22 protein-coding genes are annotated in these 22,877 nt (G+C 74.3%); 14 read left to right on the top strand and 8 right to left on the bottom strand.

Annotated elements, in window-relative coordinates; translation table 11 throughout:
* Window positions 1-8: 8 nt before the first annotated feature.
* The 3 genes from HTZ77_RS17270 (at window position 9) to HTZ77_RS17265 (ending at window position 2,358) form a co-directional block, all read left to right on the top strand.
* On the top strand, window positions 9-500 hold the full coding sequence (locus tag HTZ77_RS17270) for a MarR family winged helix-turn-helix transcriptional regulator (protein ID WP_328808629.1): 492 nt from the start codon (window positions 9-11) through the stop codon (window positions 498-500).
* 220 nt (window positions 501-720) lie between these two features.
* Window positions 721-855 carry a hypothetical protein gene (locus HTZ77_RS47490; protein WP_268960012.1) on the top strand — a complete coding sequence of 45 codons (135 nt, stop codon included), beginning with the start codon at window positions 721-723 and terminating at the stop codon, window positions 853-855.
* A gap of 894 nt (window positions 856-1,749) precedes the next feature.
* Window positions 1,750-2,358, top strand: a complete 609-nt coding sequence (locus tag HTZ77_RS17265; protein WP_175590610.1) for a hypothetical protein — start codon at window positions 1,750-1,752, stop codon at window positions 2,356-2,358.
* Between the two features lie 51 nt (window positions 2,359-2,409).
* Here the strand turns inward: HTZ77_RS17265 and HTZ77_RS17260 are convergent, their stop codons facing one another.
* A complete protein-coding gene (locus HTZ77_RS17260; RefSeq protein ID WP_175590609.1) occupies window positions 2,410-4,680 on the bottom strand; it encodes a HelD family protein in 2,271 nt (756 codons plus the stop codon).
* Window positions 4,681-4,982: 302 nt separating this feature from the next.
* On the opposite strand from HTZ77_RS17260, the gene HTZ77_RS17255 reads away from it, so the two are divergent.
* Window positions 4,983-6,023 (top strand): NAD(P)-dependent alcohol dehydrogenase, encoded by a 1,041-nt coding sequence (locus HTZ77_RS17255; RefSeq protein WP_175590608.1) that lies wholly within the window; start codon window positions 4,983-4,985, stop codon window positions 6,021-6,023.
* A gap of 24 nt (window positions 6,024-6,047) precedes the next feature.
* Here the strand turns inward: HTZ77_RS17255 and HTZ77_RS17250 are convergent, their stop codons facing one another.
* Window positions 6,048-6,644: a TetR/AcrR family transcriptional regulator gene (locus HTZ77_RS17250; protein WP_175590607.1), complete on the bottom strand. Its 597-nt coding sequence runs from the start codon at window positions 6,642-6,644 to the stop codon at window positions 6,048-6,050.
* Between the two features lie 119 nt (window positions 6,645-6,763).
* Between HTZ77_RS17250 and HTZ77_RS17245 the strand changes: the two genes are divergently transcribed.
* A complete protein-coding gene (locus HTZ77_RS17245) occupies window positions 6,764-7,756 on the top strand; it encodes an aldo/keto reductase (RefSeq protein ID WP_175590606.1) in 993 nt (330 codons plus the stop codon).
* A gap of 45 nt (window positions 7,757-7,801) precedes the next feature.
* Here the strand turns inward: HTZ77_RS17245 and HTZ77_RS17240 are convergent, their stop codons facing one another.
* Complete coding sequence (locus tag HTZ77_RS17240; RefSeq protein ID WP_175590605.1) at window positions 7,802-8,482, bottom strand: CGNR zinc finger domain-containing protein; 681 nt, start codon at window positions 8,480-8,482, stop codon at window positions 7,802-7,804.
* Window positions 8,483-8,570: 88 nt separating this feature from the next.
* Between HTZ77_RS17240 and HTZ77_RS17235 the strand changes: the two genes are divergently transcribed.
* The 5 genes from HTZ77_RS17235 (at window position 8,571) to HTZ77_RS17215 (ending at window position 14,558) form a co-directional block, all read left to right on the top strand.
* Window positions 8,571-9,446 carry an alpha/beta fold hydrolase gene (locus HTZ77_RS17235; RefSeq protein WP_175590604.1) on the top strand — a complete coding sequence of 292 codons (876 nt, stop codon included), beginning with the start codon at window positions 8,571-8,573 and terminating at the stop codon, window positions 9,444-9,446.
* Between the two features lie 152 nt (window positions 9,447-9,598).
* Complete coding sequence (locus HTZ77_RS17230; protein ID WP_175590603.1) at window positions 9,599-10,348, top strand: sulfite exporter TauE/SafE family protein; 750 nt, start codon at window positions 9,599-9,601, stop codon at window positions 10,346-10,348.
* Window positions 10,349-10,402: 54 nt separating this feature from the next.
* Window positions 10,403-11,488, top strand: coding sequence for an alpha/beta hydrolase family esterase (locus tag HTZ77_RS17225; protein WP_175590602.1), 1,086 nt, complete (start codon window positions 10,403-10,405; stop codon window positions 11,486-11,488).
* Between the two features lie 100 nt (window positions 11,489-11,588).
* Window positions 11,589-13,136, top strand: coding sequence for a hypothetical protein (locus HTZ77_RS17220; protein WP_175590601.1), 1,548 nt, complete (start codon window positions 11,589-11,591; stop codon window positions 13,134-13,136).
* An 18-nt stretch (window positions 13,137-13,154) separates the two neighbouring features.
* A complete protein-coding gene (locus HTZ77_RS17215; RefSeq protein ID WP_175590600.1) occupies window positions 13,155-14,558 on the top strand; it encodes a serine hydrolase domain-containing protein in 1,404 nt (467 codons plus the stop codon).
* Window positions 14,559-14,852: 294 nt separating this feature from the next.
* On the opposite strand, the gene HTZ77_RS17210 is transcribed toward HTZ77_RS17215, so the two are convergent.
* Window positions 14,853-15,839 carry an NAD-dependent epimerase/dehydratase family protein gene (locus tag HTZ77_RS17210; RefSeq protein WP_175590599.1) on the bottom strand — a complete coding sequence of 329 codons (987 nt, stop codon included), beginning with the start codon at window positions 15,837-15,839 and terminating at the stop codon, window positions 14,853-14,855.
* Window positions 15,840-16,330: 491 nt separating this feature from the next.
* Window positions 16,331-17,191, bottom strand: a complete 861-nt coding sequence (locus tag HTZ77_RS17205) for a LysR family transcriptional regulator (RefSeq protein WP_175590598.1) — start codon at window positions 17,189-17,191, stop codon at window positions 16,331-16,333.
* A gap of 70 nt (window positions 17,192-17,261) precedes the next feature.
* On the opposite strand from HTZ77_RS17205, the gene HTZ77_RS17200 reads away from it, so the two are divergent.
* Complete coding sequence (locus HTZ77_RS17200) at window positions 17,262-17,996, top strand: CTP synthase C-terminal region-related (seleno)protein (protein ID WP_175590597.1); 735 nt, start codon at window positions 17,262-17,264, stop codon at window positions 17,994-17,996.
* A gap of 78 nt (window positions 17,997-18,074) precedes the next feature.
* Here the strand turns inward: HTZ77_RS17200 and HTZ77_RS17195 are convergent, their stop codons facing one another.
* Window positions 18,075-18,668, bottom strand: a complete 594-nt coding sequence (locus tag HTZ77_RS17195; protein WP_175590596.1) for a TetR/AcrR family transcriptional regulator — start codon at window positions 18,666-18,668, stop codon at window positions 18,075-18,077.
* Window positions 18,669-18,790: 122 nt separating this feature from the next.
* Here HTZ77_RS17195 and HTZ77_RS17190 point away from each other — a divergent pair, with 122 nt between their 5' ends.
* From HTZ77_RS17190 to HTZ77_RS17180, 3 genes are all read left to right on the top strand, one after another.
* Window positions 18,791-20,053, top strand: a complete 1,263-nt coding sequence (locus tag HTZ77_RS17190) for an amidohydrolase family protein (RefSeq protein ID WP_175590595.1) — start codon at window positions 18,791-18,793, stop codon at window positions 20,051-20,053.
* Window positions 20,054-20,351: 298 nt separating this feature from the next.
* On the top strand, window positions 20,352-21,224 hold the full coding sequence (locus HTZ77_RS17185; RefSeq protein ID WP_175590594.1) for an alpha/beta fold hydrolase: 873 nt from the start codon (window positions 20,352-20,354) through the stop codon (window positions 21,222-21,224).
* Between the two features lie 132 nt (window positions 21,225-21,356).
* Window positions 21,357-21,965, top strand: coding sequence for a GNAT family N-acetyltransferase (locus HTZ77_RS17180; RefSeq protein ID WP_175590593.1), 609 nt, complete (start codon window positions 21,357-21,359; stop codon window positions 21,963-21,965).
* Here HTZ77_RS17180 and HTZ77_RS17175 read toward each other — a convergent pair.
* Both HTZ77_RS17175 and HTZ77_RS17170 read right to left on the bottom strand, forming a co-directional pair.
* Window positions 21,934-22,230 carry a DUF6204 family protein gene (locus HTZ77_RS17175; protein ID WP_175590592.1) on the bottom strand — a complete coding sequence of 99 codons (297 nt, stop codon included), beginning with the start codon at window positions 22,228-22,230 and terminating at the stop codon, window positions 21,934-21,936. The genes HTZ77_RS17180 and HTZ77_RS17175 overlap by 32 nt on opposite strands.
* Complete coding sequence (locus tag HTZ77_RS17170) at window positions 22,218-22,871, bottom strand: TetR/AcrR family transcriptional regulator (RefSeq protein WP_175590591.1); 654 nt, start codon at window positions 22,869-22,871, stop codon at window positions 22,218-22,220. Before HTZ77_RS17170 ends, HTZ77_RS17175 begins: the two co-directional genes overlap by 13 nt.
* Window positions 22,872-22,877: the final 6 nt, after the last annotated feature.

The following is a 22,877-nucleotide window of genomic DNA, read 5'->3' as shown; positions in this document are numbered from 1 at the left end:
GCGAAGAGGTGAGAGTGGACGACGAACGCGACGACCTGATCCGCCGGATCACGCAGACCCAGCGCGACCTCGGGCGGGCCTTCGCCCGGCACCAGTCGCCCCTGTTCACCTCCAACCTGACGATGCGTCAGCTCAAGGTGGTCATGGTGCTGGCGGTCCGCGGATCGGCCTCGGGCCAGGAGCTCGCCCACGACCTCGGCGTCGGCCTCGGCACGGTCACCGGCATCGTCGACCGCCTGGTCGCCCAGGGCCTGGTCAGCCGGCACGAGGACCCGCACGACCGGCGCGTGCGCCGCGTCGAGCTGACCGCCGAGGGCACCGAGCTCATCGAGCGCATCCAGGACGACGGCATCCAGCACTACCGCCGCATCCTCGACCACCTCGACACCGACACGCTGCGCGCCCTCGACATGGTCGTCCACCGCATCCACGCTGTCGCCGAGGACCTGTTCGCCGAGGAGCAGGGCGAGGCGGACAATCCCGGCGCCTTTACAAAGTAGATCACGTCGGCGCGACCGCCGCTCTTCGAGGTCCTCCCGGAGCAGGACGAGCGGCCTGAGCCGATCATCATCCACACCTCCGAGGGAACCCTGAGCGTGGCGGGCGACCTGACGGCGGAGGAATTCGAGATCCTCGACGAGCTCAGGCGGGCGGCGCGCAGGCAGGAGTGAATTCGGACGAGCTGTACGATACCGGTGTGACGGGGGAGGTCAGCGGGATATGACGGGCGACGGCTACACCGCTTCGCCCCTTGCCCTCGCGCGGTCCGGGCAGGCCTCGGCCCAGGTGGCCGAGCGCATCCGCGGCGTGCTCCACGACATGCGTGAGGCGTTCGCGGAAGCCGGCTCGACCTGACGCGGCTGCTGAAGGGCGTCACCTCGGGAGCCGTCGGCGCCGCGGACGCCCACTGGGCGAGCTGGAACCCGCACGTCGGCAGGCCGGGCGGCGACGGCACGCCGCACGACCCGGCCGCGCCGGATCACGGTCCCGCGGCGTGGGGGGCGCACGACCCGCACACGACGCTCGCCGAGTACGACCTGCACGGCGGCCTGCACGAGAGCGTCGCCACCGGCGTGCGCCACTCGCGGCCCCTGGACGTCGAGGACCTGCACGCCGACGTCGTCACCTTCGCCGACGGGGTGACCGCGGTGCGCCACACCGGGGAGTCCGCCACCCGAGTGGAGGCCGCGGCCCTGGTCGCGCGGGCACTCGGCATGGACGTGCCGGCCACGTACCGGTCAGGCGACGCCGTCCACCAGGACTACGGCAGCGCCGAGCTGAGCCGGAGCGTGGCCGGCGGCATCAGGCGCACCGACGTCTACACCTTCGGCCAGGACACGCACGAGCCCGGGCACTTCACCATGGGCGACAACCGGCTGGCTCCCACCGACTTCGCCACGCGCAGGGACGCGCTGGCCGCGCTGCGGCCCTCGTTCGACCGGCTCGGCGTGGGCGGCTGGCACGACGGCCTCATGCACCGCTTCGACCTGCTGACCCAGCACGCCACCGGGACGCACCGGCAGGAGAGCGTCCTCACTCGGGTCCCCGTCGACCGGCTGCCCGCGGGCATGCGCCCCGGCGCCACCGTGAGCTTCCACGGGCTGCTGGAAGGCGTCGACACCCCCACCCGCCTGGGCGAACAGCCGGAAAGCGTGCGGCTGATAATCAGGGCCCGGCGAGTACGTCGACGTCTCCGGCCTGTCGGGCAAGCCCGCCCACGCCCTCTTCCGGGCAGGCGTACGGCTGAAGGTGCTGGCCGTACAGGAATCGTGGCACGAGCGGCACCTGCTGGTCGTGCAGGTCCCCGACGGCCGCGCCGCCGACTCGGTCGCGATCGCGGTGCCGCGGATGAGACCCCCGCTCACCCCCGAGCTGCGCCACCACCTCGACGAGCACGTCGAGCGGACGGACGCCGGCGTGTGGCTGCGCGACCTCGACCACCCGGGCGACCGGGCCCTGACGGTGTCGGCCCGCAACGTCAAGCGCGTCGACGGCGCCTTCTATGTCGACGGGCACGGCACGGAGGACGGCAACATGATCGGCGAGCACACCCTGGACGCCAAGCAGACCGCGGCGCTGCTGCTGAACAGTCCGGGGCTTCAGCGGCACGACGTCATCCTGCTCGCCAACTGCAACATCGGCGCCGGCCGCTACCCGCTGGACATCGCCCGGCGCACCGGGCATGTGGTGATCGCCGCCGACTCCAACGTCCACGTCTCGCCGGAGGGGCACATGACGGCGGTCACCAAGGAGTTCGGAGCCCTGGGCGGACGCGGCCAGTTACGCATCTACCTTCCGGACGACCCTGTCCCAGGCCGGGTGATGGACCAGGTCAAGGCATGGTTCCAGGCGCCGTGAGGCCCAGGCCGCCCCGAAGCCGGGGCGGCCTGGGCCTTTACAAAGTAGATCTCACTGGCGCAGCCGCGACAGCACCTCCGGCAGGTCGCCGTCGTGCACGACCGTCAGCCGGCGCGTGGCCCGCGTCACCGCCACGTACAGGTCCTGGCCACCCTGGGGCGACTGCGCGAGGATCCCGGCCGGGTCGACCACCACGACCGCGTCGAACTCCAGCCCCTTGGACTGCGTCACGGTCAGCGCCACCACCGGCTCCTCCAGGTCCTCCCCCGGGAACAGCGCCGCCACCTCCGCGTGCCGGGCGTCCGGGACGATCACGCCGACGCGGCCGTCCCCCACGGCGGCCAGCTCGCCGGCCACCAGCGCCGGCAGCCCGGCCGTCGCGCACCGCACCGCCCGCGGCTCGGCCCCGCCCTCGCGCACCGACCGCGGCGGCTCCTCCCCCGGCGCCACCGAGGCCAGCACGTCGGCCGCCACCCGCATGATCTCCACCGGCGTCCGGTAGTTGACCAGCAGCCGCTCCTCCCGCCAGCGGCCCTCCAGGTGCGGGTCCAGCGCCTGCGCCCAGGAACGGGCGCCGGCCGCCGAGCCGGTCTGCGCGATGTCGCCCACGATCGTCAGCGACTTGGCCGGGACCCGCCGCATCACCGCCCGCCAGGCCATCGCCGACAGCTCCTGCGCCTCGTCCACGATCACGTGGCCGTAGGCCCACGTCCGGTCGGCCGCGGCCCGCTCGGCGGTGGTCGGCTCCTCGCCGTCGTCGGCGTGCCGGCCGGCCAGCACGTCGGCCCGCTGGAAGACGCCCTCGTCCATGAGGCCCGTGGACTCCAGCACCTCGCGGGCGTAGAGCTCCTGCTCCGACCACTCGGCCTCGGCCTCGCGGGAGGCGACGCGGGCCGCCGAGTCGTCCTCGCCGAGCAGTTCGGCGGCCTCGTCCAGCAGCGGGACGTCGCCGGCCGTCCACGGCGCGCCGGCCGGCCGGACGAGCGCGGGCCAGTCCAGGCCGGACGGGCACACGTCCCACAGCGTGTCGGAGTCGGACAGCAGCTCGGAGATCAACCGCTGCGGGGTCAGCTCGGGCCACAGCGCGTCGATCGCCGCGCGCACGGGCGGCTCCTGCCACAGCCGGCGGGCGGCCAGGTCGATGTCCACCTCGTCCAGCTCGTCCTCCAGGTCGAGCGGCCCGTCCAGCTCCGGGTCCTCCAGCTCCATCTCGGCCAGGCGCAGCGAGTCCTCCAGCGCCCGCGCCTCGGCCCGGGCCAGTTCCTTGAGCAGCTCGGTGACGTACAGCTTGCGCGCCATGTTGTGGCTCAGCCGCACCGCGCGCGCCCGGTCACGCAGCCGCACGCAGGTCTCGTGCGGCACCCGCAGCGTCAGCCCGTCGAGCGGCACCTCCAGGTCGCCGCGGGGAACGCGCTGGCGGGCGCGCACCGCGTCCCGCACGACGCGCGCCATCCGCACGTCGCCCTTGACCGCGGCGGTCGCCGGATCGTCGGACGCCGTGGCCCGCACGCCCGGGAACAGCTCGGCGAGCGTCGCCATGACGACCTGCGTCTCCCCCAGCGACGGCAGCACCTGGCCGATGTAGCGCAGGAACATCGCGTTGGGGCCGATCACCAGCACCCCCCGCCGTTCCAGCGTGTCGCGGTGGGTGTAGAGCAGGTACGCGGCGCGGTGCAGCGCGGCGACCGTCTTGCCGGTGCCGGGACCGCCCTGCACGACCAGGGCGCCCTGCAGCGAGGAGCGGATCACCCGGTCCTGCTCGGTCTGGATGGTGGCCACGACGTCGCCCATCCGGCCGGTGCGGCCCCGCCGCAGCGCGGCCAGCAGCGCCGCCTCGCCGACGAGCGTGCGCCGGTCGCCGGCGCTCATGCGCTCCAGGTCGAAGACCTCGTCGTCCAGGCCGATCACCGTGCGCTGCTTCAGGTGCAGGTGGCGGCGGCGCAGCAGGCCGTCGGGGTCGCCGGCCGTGGCGACGTAGAAGGGGCGGGCGGCCGGGGCGCGCCAGTCGATCAGCACCGACTCGTGCTCGTCGTCGCGCAGCCCGATCCGGCCGACGTACAGCGTCCGCCCGGCGACGTCGTCGATCCGGCCGAAGCACAGGCCGCGCTCCACGGCCCGCAGTCGGGCCAGCCGCCGCGCCTGCTCGGCCGCCACCACCTCCCGCTCGACCCGGGCCTGCCGGGTGCCGCCCGACCGCAGGTACGCCGCCCGCAACGCCTCCTCCGCCCGGGCCCTGGCCGCGTCGAGGTGGCCGTAGAGCATCGAAACAGTGGCCTGTTCCTTGTCAAGGGCTTCCGCGAGAGCATCTTGACGCTGACTCATGCCGTGGTATTCTCCTTACGGGAGGTCTGTGAAGCGCCGCTCATTTTTGGGATTGAGCATGTGAGCGTACCCCTCCCGCCAGGCATGCCGCAACCGCCCAGGTGAGCGGCATTTCCGCGAGCGACTCGCCCGGTTCGCGCCGGGTTCGGCCCTCCGCTTCTCCTCCGCCCGCGAGGGGTGCCCTGTCGTTACACCCTTCAGCAGTGCCTTCCTCCCGTCCGCGCTGGCGTCTTGGATGGACAGCGGCCACCTCACCTGGCCCTATGCACGGGGAACGACCCCGCACCAAAGGAGCGATCTTCATGCGTGTCCACGCCTACGCCGCACCGGCCGCCGCCGCGCCGCTGGCCCCCACGGTCATCGAACGGCGCGCCGTCGGCGCCAACGACGTCCTCATCGAGATCAAGTACGCCGGCATCTGCCACTCCGACATCCACACCGTCAACGGCGACTGGGGACTCCAGCCCTACCCCGTGGTCCCCGGCCACGAGATCGTCGGCATCGTCGCCGAGGTCGGCGCCGACGTCACCCGGCACCGGGTGGGCGACCGCGTCGGCGTCGGCTGCATGGTCAACTCCTGCGGCCGGTGCGTCAACTGCCGCAACGGCGACGAGCAGTACTGCCTCGAGGGGATGGTGCCCACCTACGCGGGCACCGACCGGGACGGCACCGTCACGCAGGGCGGCTACTCCACGCACGTCGTCGTCGACGCCGACTTCGTCCTGTCGGTGCCCGAGGGCATCGACCTGGCGGCCGCGGCGCCGCTGCTGTGCGCCGGCATCACCACCTACTCGCCGCTGCGCCACTGGGGCGCCGGCCCGGGCAAGAAGGTCGCCGTCGTCGGGCTCGGCGGGCTCGGGCACATGGCCGTCAAGATCGCCCACGCGATGGGCGCGGAGGTCACCGTGCTCTCGCAGTCGCTGAAGAAGCAGGAGGACGGCCTGCGCCTCGGGGCCGACCACTACCACGCCACCGGCGACCCGGACACGTTCGAGCGGCTGGCCGGCCGGTTCGACCTCATCGTCAACACGGTCAGCGCCCGCATCGACGTCGACGCCTACCTCGGCCTGCTCGCCGTCGACGGCACGCTGGTCAACGTCGGCGCCCCCGGCGAGCCGCTGAGCCTCAACGTGTTCTCCCTCATCGGTGCCCGGCGCTCCTACGCCGGGTCGATGATCGGCGGCATCGCCGAGACGCAGGAGATGCTGGACTTCTGCGCCGAGCACCGCTTCGGCGCCGACATCGAGCTGATCTCGGCCGACCAGATCAACGAGGCCTACCAGCGCGTCCTGGCCTCCGACGTCCGCTACCGGTTCGTCATCGACACCGCCACGCTCGGCTGACGCCCGTCTCCTGCGCCGCCGCGCTCACCCCCCGGCGAGCCTCCCATCCGCCGGCGGCCGGCCGAGGACCGCGTCCACCAGCGCGTCGGCGTACTCCACGGTGACGGGCTCCCCGGACACCAGGAGCCGGTACCACGGCGGCCCGATGAGCAGCTCCTCCAGCAGGACCGGGTCCATGGCGGGGAGCTCGCCGGCCGCCTGGGCGGCGGCGATGCGCCGCCGGTTGCCGGCCTGGAGCGGGCGCTGCACCTTCTCGCGGAGCATCGCGGCCAGCTCGGCGTCGGTCTGGGCGGCTCCGAGCAGCCCGACGAGGAGCTGCCGCGCGTGCGGGTCGGTGAACAGCCCGGCGAAGCCCCGGATCCAGGCACGCAGGTCCCGGGCGATGTCTCCGGTGTCGGGGAGCTCGATGGCGGGTTCGACGATCTTGTCGCGGACCACGTCGAGGAAGACCGCTCCCTTCGAGGGCCACCAACGGTACAGCGTCGGCTTGCCGACGCGGGCGCGGACGGCGATCGCCTCCATGGTCACGGCGGCGTAGCCCAGCTCCCCGCACAGGTCGCTGGCGGCCTGGAGGATCGCCTCGCGCGAGCGCGGCCCCCGGCGCGTCTTGCTGTCGGTCACCAGGCCACCCTACCGAAACGTAACGTTCAGTTTTGACATGGCGCAGCGCCCCCCTATAGCGTCTCGCCTCGAAACGTAACGTTACGTTTCATTGCGAAGGCGTCCTGGAGGGATGAGTCATGCAGTACACGCACCTGGGCCGCACCGGCCTGTCGGTGTCCCGGCTCGTGCTGGGCACCATGAACTTCGGGCCGCAGACGTCCGAGGCGGACAGTCACACGATCATGGACCGTGCGCACGCGCACGGCATCAACTTCTTCGACACCGCCAACGTGTACGGCGTCACGCCGGGCGACGGCGTCACCGAGGAGATCATCGGCCGGTGGTTCGCCACCGGCGGCGACCGGCGCGAGAAGACGGTGCTGGCCACCAAGGTCTACCTGCCGACCGGGGACGGGCCCAACGAGGGCGGGCTGTCCGCGCTGCACATCCGGCGCGCCTGCGAGGCGTCGCTCAGGCGGCTGGGGACCGACTACATCGACGTCTACCAGATGCACCACATCGACCGGGCCACGCCGTGGGACGAGATCTGGGAGGCGTTCAGCGTCCTGCACCGGCAGGGGAAGGTGCTGTACTTCGGGTCGTCCAACTTCGCCGGCTGGCACATCGCGCAGGCGCAGGAGTCCGCGCGGTCCCGGCACCAGCTCGGGCTGGTCTCCGAGCAGTCGCGATACAACCTGATGACCCGCTGGGCCGAGCTGGAGGTGCTGCCCGCCGCCCGGCACTACGGGGTGGGCGTGATCCCGTGGGGGCCGTTGAACGGCGGCGTGCTCGGCGGCGTCCTGCGCAAGCAGGAGCAGGGCGGAGCCTCCCGCGGCGGTTCAGGGCGCGCGGCCGCCACGCTGGCCGAGCATCGCCGCACCATCGAGTCCTACGAGAAGCTGTGCGCCGGGATCGGCGAGGACCCGGCCCACGTCGGGCTGGCGTGGCTGCTCGCGCAGGACGGCGTGACCGGACCGATCATCGGGCCGCGGACGGCCGCGCAGCTCGACGGCTCGCTGCGCGCCCTGCGGATCACGCTCGACGACGGCGTCCTGGCCAGGCTGGACGAGCTGTTCCCGCCGCCGGCGCCGAACGGGGCCAAGCCCGCGCCCGAGGCGTACGCCTGGTGACCTCTGGTGACCTCCCCCGCGCACCGACTCGTGCGCGGTGGCGGGTCAGGTGGCCTTGTGCCGCTGGTAGTAGCGGGCGACGCGGGCGCGGTTGCCGCAGCGGGCGGCCGAGCACCACCTGCGGCGGGGATGCGCCGGCAGGAACAGCATGACGCAGTCGTCGGCCTCGCACTCGCGGACGCGCCCCACCCCCGGGTCGGCCAGCAGATCGGCGGCCGCCTCGGCGAGCCAGGCGGCCAGCCGGACACTCAGGGGGCCGGAACGCCGGGGCCTCACCACGATCGCCCCCGCCCGGTCCCCAGCATTGCCTCCGGCTTTGTCACCACCCTCGCCCCCTGCCCGGACCTCGCCGTCGCCCGGGGTCCGGTCGTCCCAGGTCAGCTCGCGGATCGCGGGAGCGGCCCGCTGCGCCTCGTTCAGCCCGTCCAGCGCCGCCGCGGACGGCCGCTCGCCCCGGCGGACGTCGCCCAGCGCCACCGCCACGTGATCGCGCACGGCGTGGACGGCGGCCACGTCATCGCCGGTCAGCCCCTCCCAGGCCCGGGACGCGTCCACCCCGGCCTCCAGCACGCCCGAGCCGTCGAGCCGGCCGGCCTGCGCGGACAGCCACCCCGCCAGGCCCGCGGGGGTCGCCAGCAGGTCGGCCGAACCCTCCGGCAGAAGCGGACGGGTGTTCACCAGGTCCAGAGCCAGCGGCTCGCCGGTCAGCGGCACCAGATCACTCATGCCCCTAATGGTACATCTGCGGATTGACACATTAGTCACCTTCCCGATAGAACTACTAATGCATCATCCCGCTAAGGAGGCATGTGAGATGTCGTTCCCGGTTGTCCCCCGCATCATCCACCGCCGCGTCGACGTCGACGGCGTCGAGGTCTTCTACCGTGAGTCGGCGCCCGAGCGGGCCGATGCCCCGGTGCTGCTGTTGCTGCACGGGTTCCCGTCGGCGTCGCACCAGTTCCGCCGGCTGATGGACGCGCTGGGCAGCCGCTACCGGCTGATCGCGCCCGACTATCCCGGTTTCGGCCACACGCGGGCCCCCGAGGACTTCGTCTACAGCTTCGACCGGCTGGCCGACGTCACCGAGGGGTTCGTGCGCGAGCTCGGACTGTCGCGGTTCGTCATGTACGTCTTCGACTTCGGCGCCCCCGTCGGCTTCCGGCTGGCCGAGCGCCACCCCGAGTGGATCGCCGGCCTGGTCGTGCAGAACGGCAACGCCTACGAGGAGGGCCTGTCCCAGGGCGCCCGCGACTTCGTCGCGCTGCGGCCGGAGACCGAGGGCGCCGAGCAGACCATCCGCGGCCTGCTGACCCTGGGGGGCACGCGCGGCCAGTACGAGACCGGCATGGGCGACCTCGAACTCCTCGCACCCGACGGTTGGACCCTCGACCAGCACTTCCTCGACCAGCCCGGGCGCAAGGAGGCCCAGGTGGCGCTCGCCTTCGACTACCACTCCAACGTGGAGCGCTACCCGGCCTGGCAGGCGTGGCTGCGCGCGCACCAGCCCGCCACGCTCATCGTCTGGGGCCGCGACGACCTGTTCTTCCCCGAGCCCGGCGCCCGCGCGTACCTGCGCGACCTGCCCGACGCCGAGGTGCACCTGTTCGACACCGGCCACTTCGCCCTGGAGGAGAAGCTGCCGGAGATCGCCCCGCTCGTCGCCGGCTTCCTCGACCGGTCGTGGTCCTGACCGCTGGGCGGCCGGACCGAGCGCCCGCCTTTACAAAGTAGATCACCCCGTGAGGCTCTGGCCGCCGACCCGCCATCGGCGCTGTCGGCGCGCGAAGGCATCATCTCTTCAATGACCTCCAACTCGATCCCGGTCCGGCAACGGGGGCGGGCGTGAACGGTGTCGGCGACGTCCTGCTGCTGGCCGCCGCCGGCGTGCTCGCCGGCCTGGTCGGCACCGCGGGCGGCATCACCTCCCTCATCTCCTACCCGGCCCTGCTCGCCGCGGGCCTTCCCGCGCTGGCGGCGAACGTCGCCAACATCGTCGCCGCCGTCGCCTGCTGGCCCGGCGCGGCCCTGGCCTCGCGGCCCGAGCTGGCCGGGCAGGGGCCGTGGCTGCGCCGCTGGGTGCCCGTCGCGGGGCTCGGCGGCGCGGCCGGTTCGGCGCTGCTGATGTCCACGCCGCCCGGCGTGTTCGCCCGTATCGTGCCGTTCCTGGTGGCCGCCGGGTCGCTGGCGCTGCTCGTCCAGCCACGGCTGGCCGCCCTCCGCCGCCACAGCGACGGCGGCGTGCTGCTGCCCGTGGCGCTGGTGGCGCTGTCGGTCTACAGCGGCTATTTCGGCGCCGGATCGGGCGTCATGGTCCTCGCGCTGCTGCTGATCACCTCCGAGCCGCACCTGCCCACCGCGAACGCCCTGAAGAACATGCTGCTCGGCGCCGGGGTGCTGGTCTCGGCCGCGGCGTTCGCCGTCTTCACGCCGGTCGCCTGGTCGGCCGTCGTGCCCCTGAGCGTGGGGCTGTTCGCCGGTTCCACCCTGGGGCCGCTCGTCACCCGGCGGGTGCCCGCCCGGGTCCTGCGTCCGCTGGTGGCCCTCGTCGGGCTCGTGCTGGCGGTCACGCTGTGGGTCCAGCCGGACGGCTGAGCGGGGTGTGGCGTGCGGGCGCGCGTGGCACAACCACGGGGAGAGGGAGGTGTGATGGGCGCGGAGCCGGGCGGGCGAACGGGCCGGCGGGCCGGGCGGCGGCTGGGTGGCGTGCTGCTGTGCGGCGCGCTGCTGGCGGCCGGGTGCACCGGGCACGACGACCGCCCCGCGCCCCGTTCCTCGTCTCCCACCGCGTCGCCGGCCTCGCCGTCCCTGTCGGCCGAACCCGGCGGCCGTCCCGGTTCACCCGGCCCGGGCGTGTCGGCCGCCGGGTGCGCGGGCGGCGGCCCCGCCCTGCGCGAGGGACGCGCCACCATCCGGTACGGCGGGCTCGACCGCGTCTACCTGCTGGCCCTGCCGCGCGGCCGCGGCCCGCACCCCGTTCTGTTCGACCTGCACGGCCTGGGCTCCAACGCCGCCGACCAGGCCGCCTACAGCCGCCTGCCCCGCCGGGGCGCCGAGCGCGGCTACATCGTCATCACGCCGCAGGCCGCGCAGGGGCGGCTCGGCTGGACGCTCCCCCACGCCTACGGCCCCGACGACACCGGGTTCCTCGGGGCGCTGCTGGACCGGGTGGAGCGGGGAGCGTGCGTGGACCGCGGCCGGGTGTTCGCGGCCGGCATGTCGTTCGGCGCCGGCATGTCCGCCGCGCTGGCCTGCCCCACGGACAGCGGCACCATCGGCGATCCGGTCGCCGGGCGGCTGGCCGGGGTGGCGGCCGTGGCCGGGCTGAACATCGTCTCGCCGTGCGAACACCCCGCTCCCGTCACCCTCCTGGCCTTCCACGGCACCGCCGACACGATCGTCCCCTACCGCGGCGGCCACCCGTTCCAGAACTCCACCAGGCGGCGCGGCCTGGCCAGGCTCGTGACGCTGCCCCCGGTGGAGCGGAGCGCGCGGGCGTGGGCGACGGCGCTGGGCTGCGGCGCCGAGGACGACGTCTCCGCGCCGGCGGGCACGGTACGGCTGGACCGCTGGACGGGCTGCCGCGGCGGCGCGTCCGTCCGGCTGTACACGCTGCGCGGCGCCGGCCACACCTGGCCCGGCGCGATCGGCGTGGCGCGCCTGGGACCCACCGGCCGTGACCTCGACGCGACCAAGGTCATCCTCGACGCCTTCGACGCCACCCCACCCCGATAGGACCGGTTTCCCGGGCGAATCGGGCCTACCGGCCGGGCCTGGCAGGCGGTATGAAGGCTCGGGGGCCCGACCTCGAGCCGGAAGCGGGGGAACACCGCGCATGAGTGACGACGTACGCATCGAGATCGAGGCCGTGCCACGCGCCGGCCTCAGCACCGACCGGTTACGCCAGGCCGTCGCCGGGCACCGGCAGGTCCTCGCCGAGCTGGGCGTCGGCGACGCCGAAGGGCTGATCGTGCCGCACGCCGCGGCCCTCGGCCACGACCCCGGACCCGCGGCACCGTTCCGGGCGACCGTGTTCGACCCGATCGGCAACCGCGCGGTGGAGCTGCGCGGCACGCTCGACCGGCCCGAGGAGGCCGAGGTGCGGCCCAGCGCGTTCCGGCCGCAGCCCAGCGCCGGCGAGCTGACCGCGGCCGCGGCCGTCCTGCGCGCCGACCCCGCCTTCCCGCCCGGCGACGACGTCGTCGTCTACCGGCCGATGCCGCCGCTGGCCGACCTGGAGAACCCCGACGGCACCACCGTGCGCCGCCCCACCCTCGGCGTCTACACCCCGTCCGACCCGACCGGCGTACGGCACCGGATCGTGGCGGTCGACCTCACCCACCGCGCCGTCGACTGGACCCCGGCCGGCATCGACCTGCGCATGCACCACGACTGCGAGCACACCGTGCCCGAGGGCGTCGACGCGCTGGCCGACCGCGGCGGCCCCGACCAGGTCCACGTCAAGGTGCTGCGCGGCGACACCGTGCTGTGGGACCTCCTGGTCGTACGGCCGCGCGCCTCGGCGCCGCAGAACCCGGGCGTGGGCGGCGGCGTGGAGCTGCGCAACGTCCGCTACCGGGGCCGGCTCGCGCTGCGGCAGGCGCACGTGCCCGTCCTCAACGTCGAGTACGAGCAGGGCACCACCTTCCGCGACGACGCGAGCTTCGAGACCCGCTTCTCCGCCGCCGGCTCCGACCCGGTCGGATGGGGCTGGCGGCTGTGCACGTCGCCGCCGCGCACGATCCTGGAACGGACCGACAGCGACTCCGGCAATTTCCAGGGCGTGGCCTTCCACCACGACGGCGAGGAGCTGCGCATCGTCAGCGAGCTGGCGGCCGGCTGGTACCGCTACGCCAGCGACTGGCGGCTCGGCGACGACGGCTCCATCCGGCCGAGGTTCGGCTTCGCCGCCACCGCCAACCCGATGACCTGCAAGGTGCACCGCCATCACGCGTACTGGCGCTTCGACTTCGACATCGGCGGCGCCGCCGACGACGTGGTGGAGCAGATCGACGCCGGCCCCATCAGCCCCGACCCGGTGCCCGTCATCCGCGAGACGTCGCGGCGGCGGGCCGACGGGCGGTACTGGCAGGTGCGTGACAAGTCCTCCGGCCACGGCTACCGCATCCACCCGGGCCCGTACGACGGGACGGCCGACGCCTACGGAGTGTCGGACCTGTGGTTCCTGCGCCACCACCCGGCCGAGCTGGACGACGGCAACCCCGGCCCGCGCGACCGGGCGGCCGTCAACCGGTGGCTGAACGGCGAGAGCATCGACGGCACGAACGTCGTCGTCTGGTACGCCGGTCACTACTACCACGACCAGGCGCACCCACAGCCGCATCAGGGAGAGCTGATCGGACCTGAGCTGACCCCCTTCTGAGCGATAGGGTGGGCGGTCATGGACGATGCGCTCGGCCTCACGGCCCACCCCCCGGCGGACGACCACACCGACTCCCCGCAAGGGCGGGTCGGCCCGGCGGCGGCGCGGGCGCTGCTGCGCCGCCTGGCCGAGGACCAGTCGGGCAACCGGGTGCCGTCGATCGTGGCGGGCATCGTGCGCGACGGCCGGCTCGCCTGGTTCGGCGCGCGGGGCCACCTCGACGACGGCACGGCCCCCACGCCCGACACCCGCTACCGGCTGGGCTCGATCACCAAGTCGCTGGTGGCCGTGCTGGTCATGCGGCTGCGCGACGAGGGCCGCCTGGACCTGCTCGACCCCGTCGGCAAGCACCTGCCCGAGGCGCCCGCCGGCGACGTCACCGTCGCGCAGCTCCTGTCGCACACCGGCGGGCTGAGCGCCGAGCCGCCCACCGACTGGTGGGAACGCACCCCCGGCCTGCCCGCCGACGGGCTGCTGGCACGGCTGTCGCCCGACGACCTCAAGCACCGGCCCGGCCGCCGTTTCCACTACAGCAACGTCGGCTACGCGCTGCTGGGCGAGCTGGCCGGGCGGCTGCGCGGCGTGCCGTGGCTGAGCGCCGTGCGCGAGGAGATCCTGCAGCCGCTGGGCATGCGCTCCGTCATCGACCGGCCCGCGCCGCCCCATGCCACCGGCTACGCCGTCCACCCGTACGCCGACGTGCTGCTGCGCGAGCCGGAGCACGACGCCGGGGCCATGGCGCCGGCCGGGCAGCTGTGGTCGTCGGCCGCCGACCTGGCCCGGTGGGCGGCGTTCGTGGCGGGCGAGACCGGCGGCGTGCTGTCGGCCGACACCCTCGCCGAGATGCGCGAACCGGCCACGGTCGACGACGGCGACGCCTGGACCAGCGGTTACGGCCTGGGCATGCAGCTCACCCGGCACGCGGGGCGGCGGCTGGCCGGGCACACCGGGTCGATGCCCGGCTTCCTGGCCACGGTGTGGGCCGACCCGGCCGACCGGGTCGGCGTGGTGTACCTGGCCAACGTCACCTCCGGGGTGAGCCGGTCGCTGCCGCTGGACCTGCTCGACATCCTCGCCGAACACGAACCGCGCCTGCCCGAGCAGTGGCGTCCCTCGCCGGCCGACCCCGAGCTGCTGGCGCTGACCGGGGTGTGGCACTGGGGGCCCGCCCCGTACGTGCTGCGGCTGCTGCCGGACCGCATGCTGTCGCTGGCGCCGATGAACGGCGCCGGCCGGGCCTCGCGGTTCGCGCCGCGCGACGACGGCACGTGGGTGGGGCTGGAGGGCTACTACGCGGGTGAGACGCTGCGGGCCGCGCCCGACCACCTCGACATCAACACCTTCGTCTTCACCCGCACCCCGTACGACCCGCAGGCGCCGGTGCCGGGCGGGGTGGACGGCTGGGAGCACACCTCCGAGTGAGACGCCGCCGCCCGCCGCCCTTCGGCAGGTGGCGGGCGGATGACACCCCAAGGAGACATGACTCCCGAAGGGCCGGACGAAGGGGCGGTCGAAGGCCCCTCGGGACCGGGTGAGCCCCTCAGGACCAGGCGGGTCCCTCAAAGGACCCCTCGGGACCAGGCGGGTCCCTCAAAGGACCCCTCGGGACCAGGCGGAAAGCCGCCCGTCGAAGGCCCTTCGGGAGCGGCCGGAATGCCGGGCGAAGGCCCTTCGGGAAGGACTCCGGAAGGGCCGGGCGGAAGGCTGGAAGGGTGATCAGCCGAGGGCGTCGAGCAGCTCGCGTTCGCGCCGCGCGCTGAGGCCGGAGCGTCGCTCCCGGTCGAGGCCCTGCTCGCGCTCCCAGGCCAGCGTGTCGGCCAGCATCTCCTCCCGGGGCCGGTGACGCAGCCCCGCGTCGAGCGCCGCCGACCCGCTGCGCGCCGAGAACCCCACCCAGTCCGGGTCGGCCACCCACATCGGCAGCGACTCCGGCCCCATGTACTCGGCCACGCCGTTCTCCAGCAGCCACTCCGACGGAGCGGCGACCACCGGACCGGTGTGCCCGCCGACAGCGCGGGACATCTCGACCCACTCCGCGAACGGGACGACCGGACCGACGGCGTTGTAGGTGCCGGTGGTGCCCTTCTCCGCGGCGTCCAGCAGCCAGGCCGACAGGTCGCGCACGTCGACCGCCTGCGTCGGCCGATCCGGCATGTCGGGCACCAGCATCGGCCCCTGCGGATCGCGCGCGGCGCGGGCCACCCAGTAGCCGGAGCGTCCGCTGTGGTCGCCCGGCCCGCCGATCAGACCGGCGCGCGCGATGAGGAGGCGATCGCCGACGGCGGCCACGGACGCCTGCTCGCAGGCGACCTTCGCCTCCCCGTACAGCTCGCGGCCGACCTCGTCGCGGTCGGTCGGGTCGAGCAGGGCCGCGGACTCGTCCGCGCCCAGGGTGGCGTGGGAGGCGTAGACGTTGCCGGTCGACACGTACGCCCAGTGCCCCGCCCGGCCGCCCAGCGCCTCCAGTGCCCCGCGGACGAAACCGGGCTGCCAGGACACCTCGATGACCGCGTCCCAGTCGCGGTCCAGCAGCGGCTCGTACGCCGAGGGGTCACGCCGGTCGGCGCCCACCAGCCGCGCCCCGTCCGCGACCGGCCCGCTCTCGCCACGGGCCAGGCAGGTCACGCGGTGGCCACGGTCCACCGCCTGCCGGGACAGCTCGCGGCCCAGCCATGCCGTACCGCCAAGAATCACGATCTCCATTCCGCCAGCCAAGCACGTCCGGCGCCCGGAACCCGGCCGGGTTCACCGACAGCGGACCCGGTTCACCGACAGCGGACGCCGCCGCCGGCCTTTCAGTGCCGCCCCCCCTCAGCCAGACCCGCCACTCACCCACTGGGCGGGGCGCCCCACTCAGCCAGCCCCACCCACACACCCACTGGACGGAGCCGACCCACTCAGCCAGCCCCAGCCACACACCGGCCGGAACCGATCAACTCAGCCAGGCCCGCCCACCTACTGGCCGGGGCCGCCGGCCGGTCAGCGCAGTCACCCCGGCCGTCCCTTTCCCCGGACGAGGCGGGCCAACCGGCTCGGCAAGACCGGCCATCCGACTCGGCCAGACCGGCTACCCACCAGACCGGCCATCCACCAGACCAGCCACCCGCCCCCGCCAGGCCGATCACCGCCAGGCCTGTCACCGCCGGGCCTGTCACCGCCGGGCCTGTCACCGCCGGGCCTGTCGAGGCGCCCGGTCACGAGGACGGGGACAGGGCCGCGGCCAGGCGGGCGGCCGGGCCCGGCGGCAGCGACGGGTGCACCAGCTCCACCCGGTGCACCAGCCTGGGAGCCGCCAGCGGCACGCCAGGACCCGCCGAGGCGGGCAGCAGGGTCAGGCCGTGCCCGGCGGCCACCAGGTTGCGCACGGTGTGCACGTCCTCGCCCTGGTAGTCCAGCCCGGCGCGGAAGCCGTCGCCCACCAGGTCGCGCAGCCGCTCCAGCGGGCACAGCGGCGTGGCCAGCCAGCGGGCGTCGACCAGGTCGGCCAGCCGCAGCCCCGTCCGGCCCGCCAGCGGGTGGCCGGGCGGCAGCGCCACCACCAGTTCCTCCTCCGACACCCCGATCCTGGTCATGGGGCCCGAGTCGGGCAGGCGCAGCGGGTCGCTGGGGGCGGTGATGCCGTCCGTCAGCCCCAGGTCGGCCTCGCCCGCCGCGACCTGCGCCGCCACGAGGTCGCGGCCCGTCGTGCGCAGCCGTACACGTAGGCGCGGCTGCTCGGCACGTCCCCGCGCGAGCCGTGCGGCCAGCGCCGGGTTGAGGGCGAGGGGAGCGGCGGCAAGGGTCAGCCGGTGGGCGGGCAGCGCGGCGGTGCGCAGCACGTCGGCGCGGGCGGCGCGCAGGCGCAGCAGCAGCGGGCCGGCGTGCTCCAGCAGCCGGGCGCCCGCCTCGGTCGGCTCGACCGGACGGCGGCGCAGCAACGGGAGACCCAGGTCGGTCTCCAGGGCGGCGATCTGCTGGGAGACGGCCGACTGGGTGTAGCCGAGGCGTTCGGCGGCGGCCGAGAACGAGCCGGCCTCGGCCACGGCGACGAAGGTGCGGAGCAGGTGCGGGTCCATCAGTGTTGCTTATACCAGGTGCAGACATCATCGTTGGCGCTTGTGCGGGCCGGCAGGCCACGATGAAGGCATGACGAGCTTGAGAATCGCCGTGGTCGGCGACCGCTCCCCCGGCGTGCGCGCCCACACCCGCGTCCCGCTCCTGCTGGAGGCGCTGCGCGAACGCGACGGCGTCGCGCTCGACGCCTACTGGATCCCCACCACCGACGCCCGCGACCTGGACGCCTTCGACGGCATCTGGGTCGTGCCCGGCAGCCCGTACCTCAGCGAGAGCGGAGCCGTCGAGGCGGCGCGGACCGCGCGCGAGCACGGCATCCCGTACCTGGGCACCTGCGGCGGTTTCCAGCACATGCTGCTGGAGTACGCCCGCAACGTGTGCGGGCTGAACGTGGCCCACGCCGAGAACACGCCGGAAGCCGACGACGGCCGGGACTTCCTGCTGATGCCGCTGCGCTGCTCACTGGCCGGACACGAGGCGATGGTGCGGCTGGCGCCCGGCTCGCTGATCGAGCAGATCATGGGCACCCCGGAGACCGTCGAGGCCTACAACTGCTCCTACGGCCTCAACGAGCACTACGAGCGGATCCTGACCGAGCACGGGCTGGTCTTCTCCGGGCACGCCGGGGACGACGGCACGGTCCGGGTCGCCGAGCTGCCCGGGCACCCGTTCTACCTGGGCACGCTGTTCCAGCCGGAGCTGGCCGGCGACGGCAGCCGTCCGCACCCGGTGATCTCCGCGTTCGCGGCGGCCGTGGCGGCCCGCTCCTCGGGCGCCGCGCGGACACCGCAGGCGGCGTCACACTGAGGTCGCGCTCCTCGACGTACCTGACGGGCGTCAATGCGTCGTACCTGACGGGCGTCAATGCGTCGTGCCTGACGAGCGTCAGTGCGAGGAGGGGCGGACGCCGTCGAGGACGAGGTCCAGCAGCCGCTCGGCCTGGGCCGCCCCGTCGGGCTCGTGCTCGGTGGCCAGGCAGATGGCGTTGACGAGGGTGAGCAGGTCCACGATCGCCACGCCGTCCCGAACGGCGCCGGCCCGGTGGGCGCCGTCCAGCAGTTCCTGGCCCGCGTCCACGATCATGGCGTGGCACCCCTCGCCCACGGCGCCGTCCTGGGCTCCCTGCAGGAGCGAGGTGGCCAGGCCGCGGTTGGTCGCCACGTGCGCGGCGACGGCGCGCAGCCAGGCGACCAGGGCCGGCCCGGGATCGTGGTCGGCGGCCAGCTCGCGGGCGCGGGCGCACAGGGCCTCGACCTTGCCGCGGAAGACGGCCTCCAGCAGGCGCTGCCGGGAGGGGAAGTGGCGGTGCAGGGTCGCCGAGCCGACGCCGGCGCGCCGGGCGATCTCCTCCAGGGACGCCTCGGCGCCGTGCTCGGCGATGGCCGTGGTCGCCGCGGCCACGATGCGGTCGTGGTTCCGGCGGGCGTCGGCCCGCCGGGGCCGGGCGGGCGGCGCGGCGGCGCGGTCGTCGTCGGGCAATGTCGTCTCCGGCGCGTGACGTAAACGGGGCGGCCCTCCATATCGTACGTCACCGGGAGAGGTTTGACCCAAGATAGTTAGAGGTCATACTATCCGACATCGAATCAGATGAAGGGACGACCATGCGCACGCTCATCCGCGCCACTCGCGTCTTCGACGGGGAGCACTGCCTGCCCGCCGCCGACGTGCTCATCGACGGCGACCACATCGTCGCCGTCACCCCCGCCGCCTCCACTCCCGCCCCCGAAGCCGCGTCTCCCGCCGACGTGGTGATCGACGGCACCGGGAAGACCCTGATGCCGGGCCTCATCGACGCCCACACCCACACCTTCGACGGCAGCCTCGCCCAGGCGCTCGCCTTCGGCGTGACCACCGAGCTGGACATGTTCTGCCTGCCGGGCAACCTGGCCCGCCAGCGCAGGACGGCCGCCGAGCGCGACGACGTCGCCGACCTGCGCAGCTCCGGCGTGCTGGCCACCGCCCCCGGCGGGCACCCGAGCCAGATCATGGCCGCCGAGGGCGCGGCGACGGCCGGCTTCGGCGACGCGACCGGGCCGTTCCCGACCTTGAGCGGCCCGGACGACGCCAAGGCGTTCGTCGAGGCCCGCCTGGCGGAGGGCGCCGACTACCTGAAGATCGTGATCGACGAGGGCCACGCCGCCGGGCTGGACCTGCCGACGCTCTCGCCGGCGACCGTCGCCGCGCTCGTGGAGGGCGCCCACGCCGCCGGGCTGCTCGCCATCGCACACGTGGCCACCGCCGCCCACACCGCCGTGGCCCTGGACGCGGGCGTCGACGGGGTGGCCCACGTCTACTGCGACCTGCCGCCGGACGACCCGCGCGGCGAGGACGTGGCGGCCAGGATCGCCGCTCACGACGTGTTCGTGGTCACCACCCTGGCCTACATCGAGGCGGTCACCGGCGACGAGAGCGGGGCCGAGCTGCCGGCGGACCCCCGCATGGCCGCGCGCCTGTCGCCGGCGGGCGGTGAGACGGACGCGCAGCCGGGCCTCGTGCGCAGCGACCCGGGCGTGGTGCCCGTCCACTCCCAGGGAGTGATCAACGCCGCCCACGCGGTACGCGTCCTGCACGGCGCCGGTGTGACGCTGCTCGCCGGCACCGACGCCAACCCGTTCGCCCCTCTGCACGGCGCGTCCCTGCACCGCGAGCTGCTGCTGCTCACCGAGGCGGGCCTCACTGCGGAGGAGGCGCTGCGCGCCGCCACCGCCCTGCCCGCGCACCGCTTCGGCCTTGCCGACCGCGGCCGGGTCGCGCCGGGCCTGCGCGCCGACCTGCTGCTCGTCGACGGCGACCCGACTGCCGACGTCACCGCCACCCGCGCCATCGCCGGGGTGTGGCGCCGAGGCGTCCGCCTGGCCCCCTGACGCCCGATCGCCTCCACCGCGGCCACCGCACCTTCCGCCACCAGCCCCACGACCGGGATCACAGCGCCGCCGTCCCGTTCCTCCGGTCACGCGCATCCGGACGGCCGACCTCCCGCGCGGTGTCGTGCGGTGGTACGGCGGCGCGGCGCCCTGCCGGGCCCGTCTGTCGCCCCGATACCGCCGCTGTTATGGTGAGCGCGGTGCGCCGGGAAGTCTGGTCGGCAAGATCGTCTGTTGATCGCGGCCGGAGGCGTTCGCTGGTCACCGCTTCCGGTGCCTCACACAAGGAGGTACCACGATGTCCCCTTCCCGCGCGGCCTTCACCGAGCGTGCCACCGACGTCGCCCGTCTGCCCGCGGGCGCGGTGGAGTACCGGCTGGAGGGCGAGGGCCCCGGGACGGTCCTGGTGTTCCACGGCGGGCACATGCGGGCGGGGCTGGCGCTGGGCGAGGAGGTCTACGCCGACGCCGGGTTCAGGGTGCTGGCGCTCTCGCGGCCCGGTTACGGGCGTACGCCGCCGACCACGGGCACCACGGCGGCGGGCTTCGCCGACGTCGCCTCCGAGCTGTGCCGGTTCTTGGGCATCGAGCGTCTCGCCGCGGTCGTGGGCATCTCGGCCGGCGGGCGCACCGCCCTGACCATGGCCGCCCGCCATCCGCACCTGGTGGAGCGCGTCATCCTGCAGAGCGCGGTCGGGTTCCTGCCCTGGCCCGACCGGCGGACCCGGCTGGGTGGCCGGGCGGTGTTCGGCCCTCGGGCGGAGGCCGGCACCTGGGCGATCCTTCGGTCCCTGGTCCGGCGCGCACCGGGCCTGGGGCTGCGCCTGCTGCTGCGCGACCTGTCGGTCCTGCCCGCGCGGAAGGTCCTGGCGGGCCTGTCGAGCGCCGAGCGGGCCGCGCTGGCCGGGCTGTTCACCGTGATGCGCTCGGGCCACGGCTTCGTCGCCGACATGCTCCCCGTACCGGACTGCGCCGCGCAGGTCAGCCGGCCCGCGCTGGTCATCGCCACCCGCCATGACCGGTCGGTCCCCTTCGCCCACGCCGAGGCTCTGGTCGCGGCGATGCCGAACGCCGAACTGGTCGACAGCCGGGCCGACAGTCACATGATCTGGTTCGGCCCCGACTATCCCCGCGTCGCCGCGAAGATCCGCGACTTCCTCGCCGCGGGCTGAGATCACCGGCTGAGGCCGTCCCCGCCGTGCACGTGCCGGCGCCCCTGTAGGCGGCCGGCATCGTCCTCGGCAGGTACCCCGAGGGGCGAAAAGCCGTTGACCCGAACGCGAGCCGATGACCATCCTCGACGGATGCGCATCGAGTTCGCCAGGATCGCCGCCGGCGACGCGGACGCGCTCGCCGACTTCCTGGCGGGCGAGGACTGGCCGTACCACGCCGGGACACAGGACCGCGAGGCCGTCAGGCGGCGCGCGGCCGAGGGTGGCTACGACGACGAGGAGACGCGGACCTTCTGGGTGCTCGCCGACGGCGAGCGCGCCGGACTGGTCCGGCTGCAGGACCTCGCCGACGACACTCCCCTGTTCGATCTGCGCGTACGGGCCGCCTGGCGGGGCCGGGGGCTCGGCACGGCGTCGGTCGCCTGGCTGACCGGCCACCTGTTCACCGAGTTGCCCGGCGTGACGCGGATCGAGGCCACCACCCGCCAGGACAACCTCGCCATGCGGGTCGTCCTGCGCAGGAGCGGGTTCGTCAAGGAGGCCCATTACCGGGAGGCGTGGCCGGCCCTCGACGGCACCCGCCGCGACGCGGTCGGCTACGCGATCCTGCGCCGGGACTGGCTGGCGGGCACCGTCACCTCTCCCGACTGGGATGACGAACCTGCCTGCCCGCCACCCCCGGGACGCGACGGGCTCGCGTACCGACCCCTCAGGCCGGGCGACCCCGACGACGGATCTTGATGTCACGCATGTCGGTCACCGCCGTGCGCAGCACCCGGTAGGCGTGGCCGTGCGCGTCCAGCGCCGCCATCGCGCCGCGCGTCGCCTCGGCCTCGCCGTCCTGCGGGCCGGCCGGCACCTGACAGCGGAACGTGAACGCCGACACGCTGTCGTCGAAGGTGAAGGTGCCGGCCTCGGTGAACGCCGCCCCGCCCACCGCCCGCACCGCGGCCCGGCCCGCCTCGTCCAGCCCGTCGAACGCGCCGGAGATCGTCACTCGGAACACGTCTGCCCCTCTCGTACCGCATAGCCGAGCACCCGCTCGCCCAGCACGTCCTCGGCCGCGTCGAGCAGCCTCAACACTTCCCCGGCGATCTCGCCGGTGTCCTGCCCGGCGGCGGTGCGCCGGGCGATCTCGGTCAGCACCAGCGCGTGCAGGCAGCCGGCATGCCAGGCCACCACGCGCGGCAGCGGATCGTCCGGCGCGGCCCCCGTCTCCTCGGCCAGGCACACGGCCAGCACGTCGATCATCTCCTGGCCGAGGGTCTCCAGGCGCGCCATCAGCGTGGGCGTGGCCCGCATCATCTCCAGCACCCGGCCGAACCCCTCGGTCAGCCCCAGCCGCCGCTCGCGCCGGCGCACCTCGTCACGCAGGTGCTCCAGCACGGCTCGTACGGCCGGCTGTCCCGCAGGACGGGCCCGCACCATGTCGGCCAGCCGCTGCGGGGACGCCTCCTCCGGTGGCAGGACCAGGTCCTCCTTGGAGGCGAAGTAGTTGTAGACGGTGTTGACCGACACCTCTGCCGCCTCGGCGACCTCGGCGATCGTCACGTGGTCGAACCCGCGCTCCACGAACAGCCCGGTCGCGACCTCGGAGATGCGCTGCCGCGTCTGCCGTTTCTTGCGTTCCCGCAGCCCCTCTGCCATGCCACC

The sequence above is a fragment of the Nonomuraea montanisoli genome (assembly GCF_013363975.1).
Lineage (GTDB): Bacteria > Actinomycetota > Actinomycetes > Streptosporangiales > Streptosporangiaceae > Nonomuraea > Nonomuraea montanisoli.
Note: the sequence above shows the minus strand (reverse complement) of the source record. Positions and strands in the feature narration are given on the sequence as shown.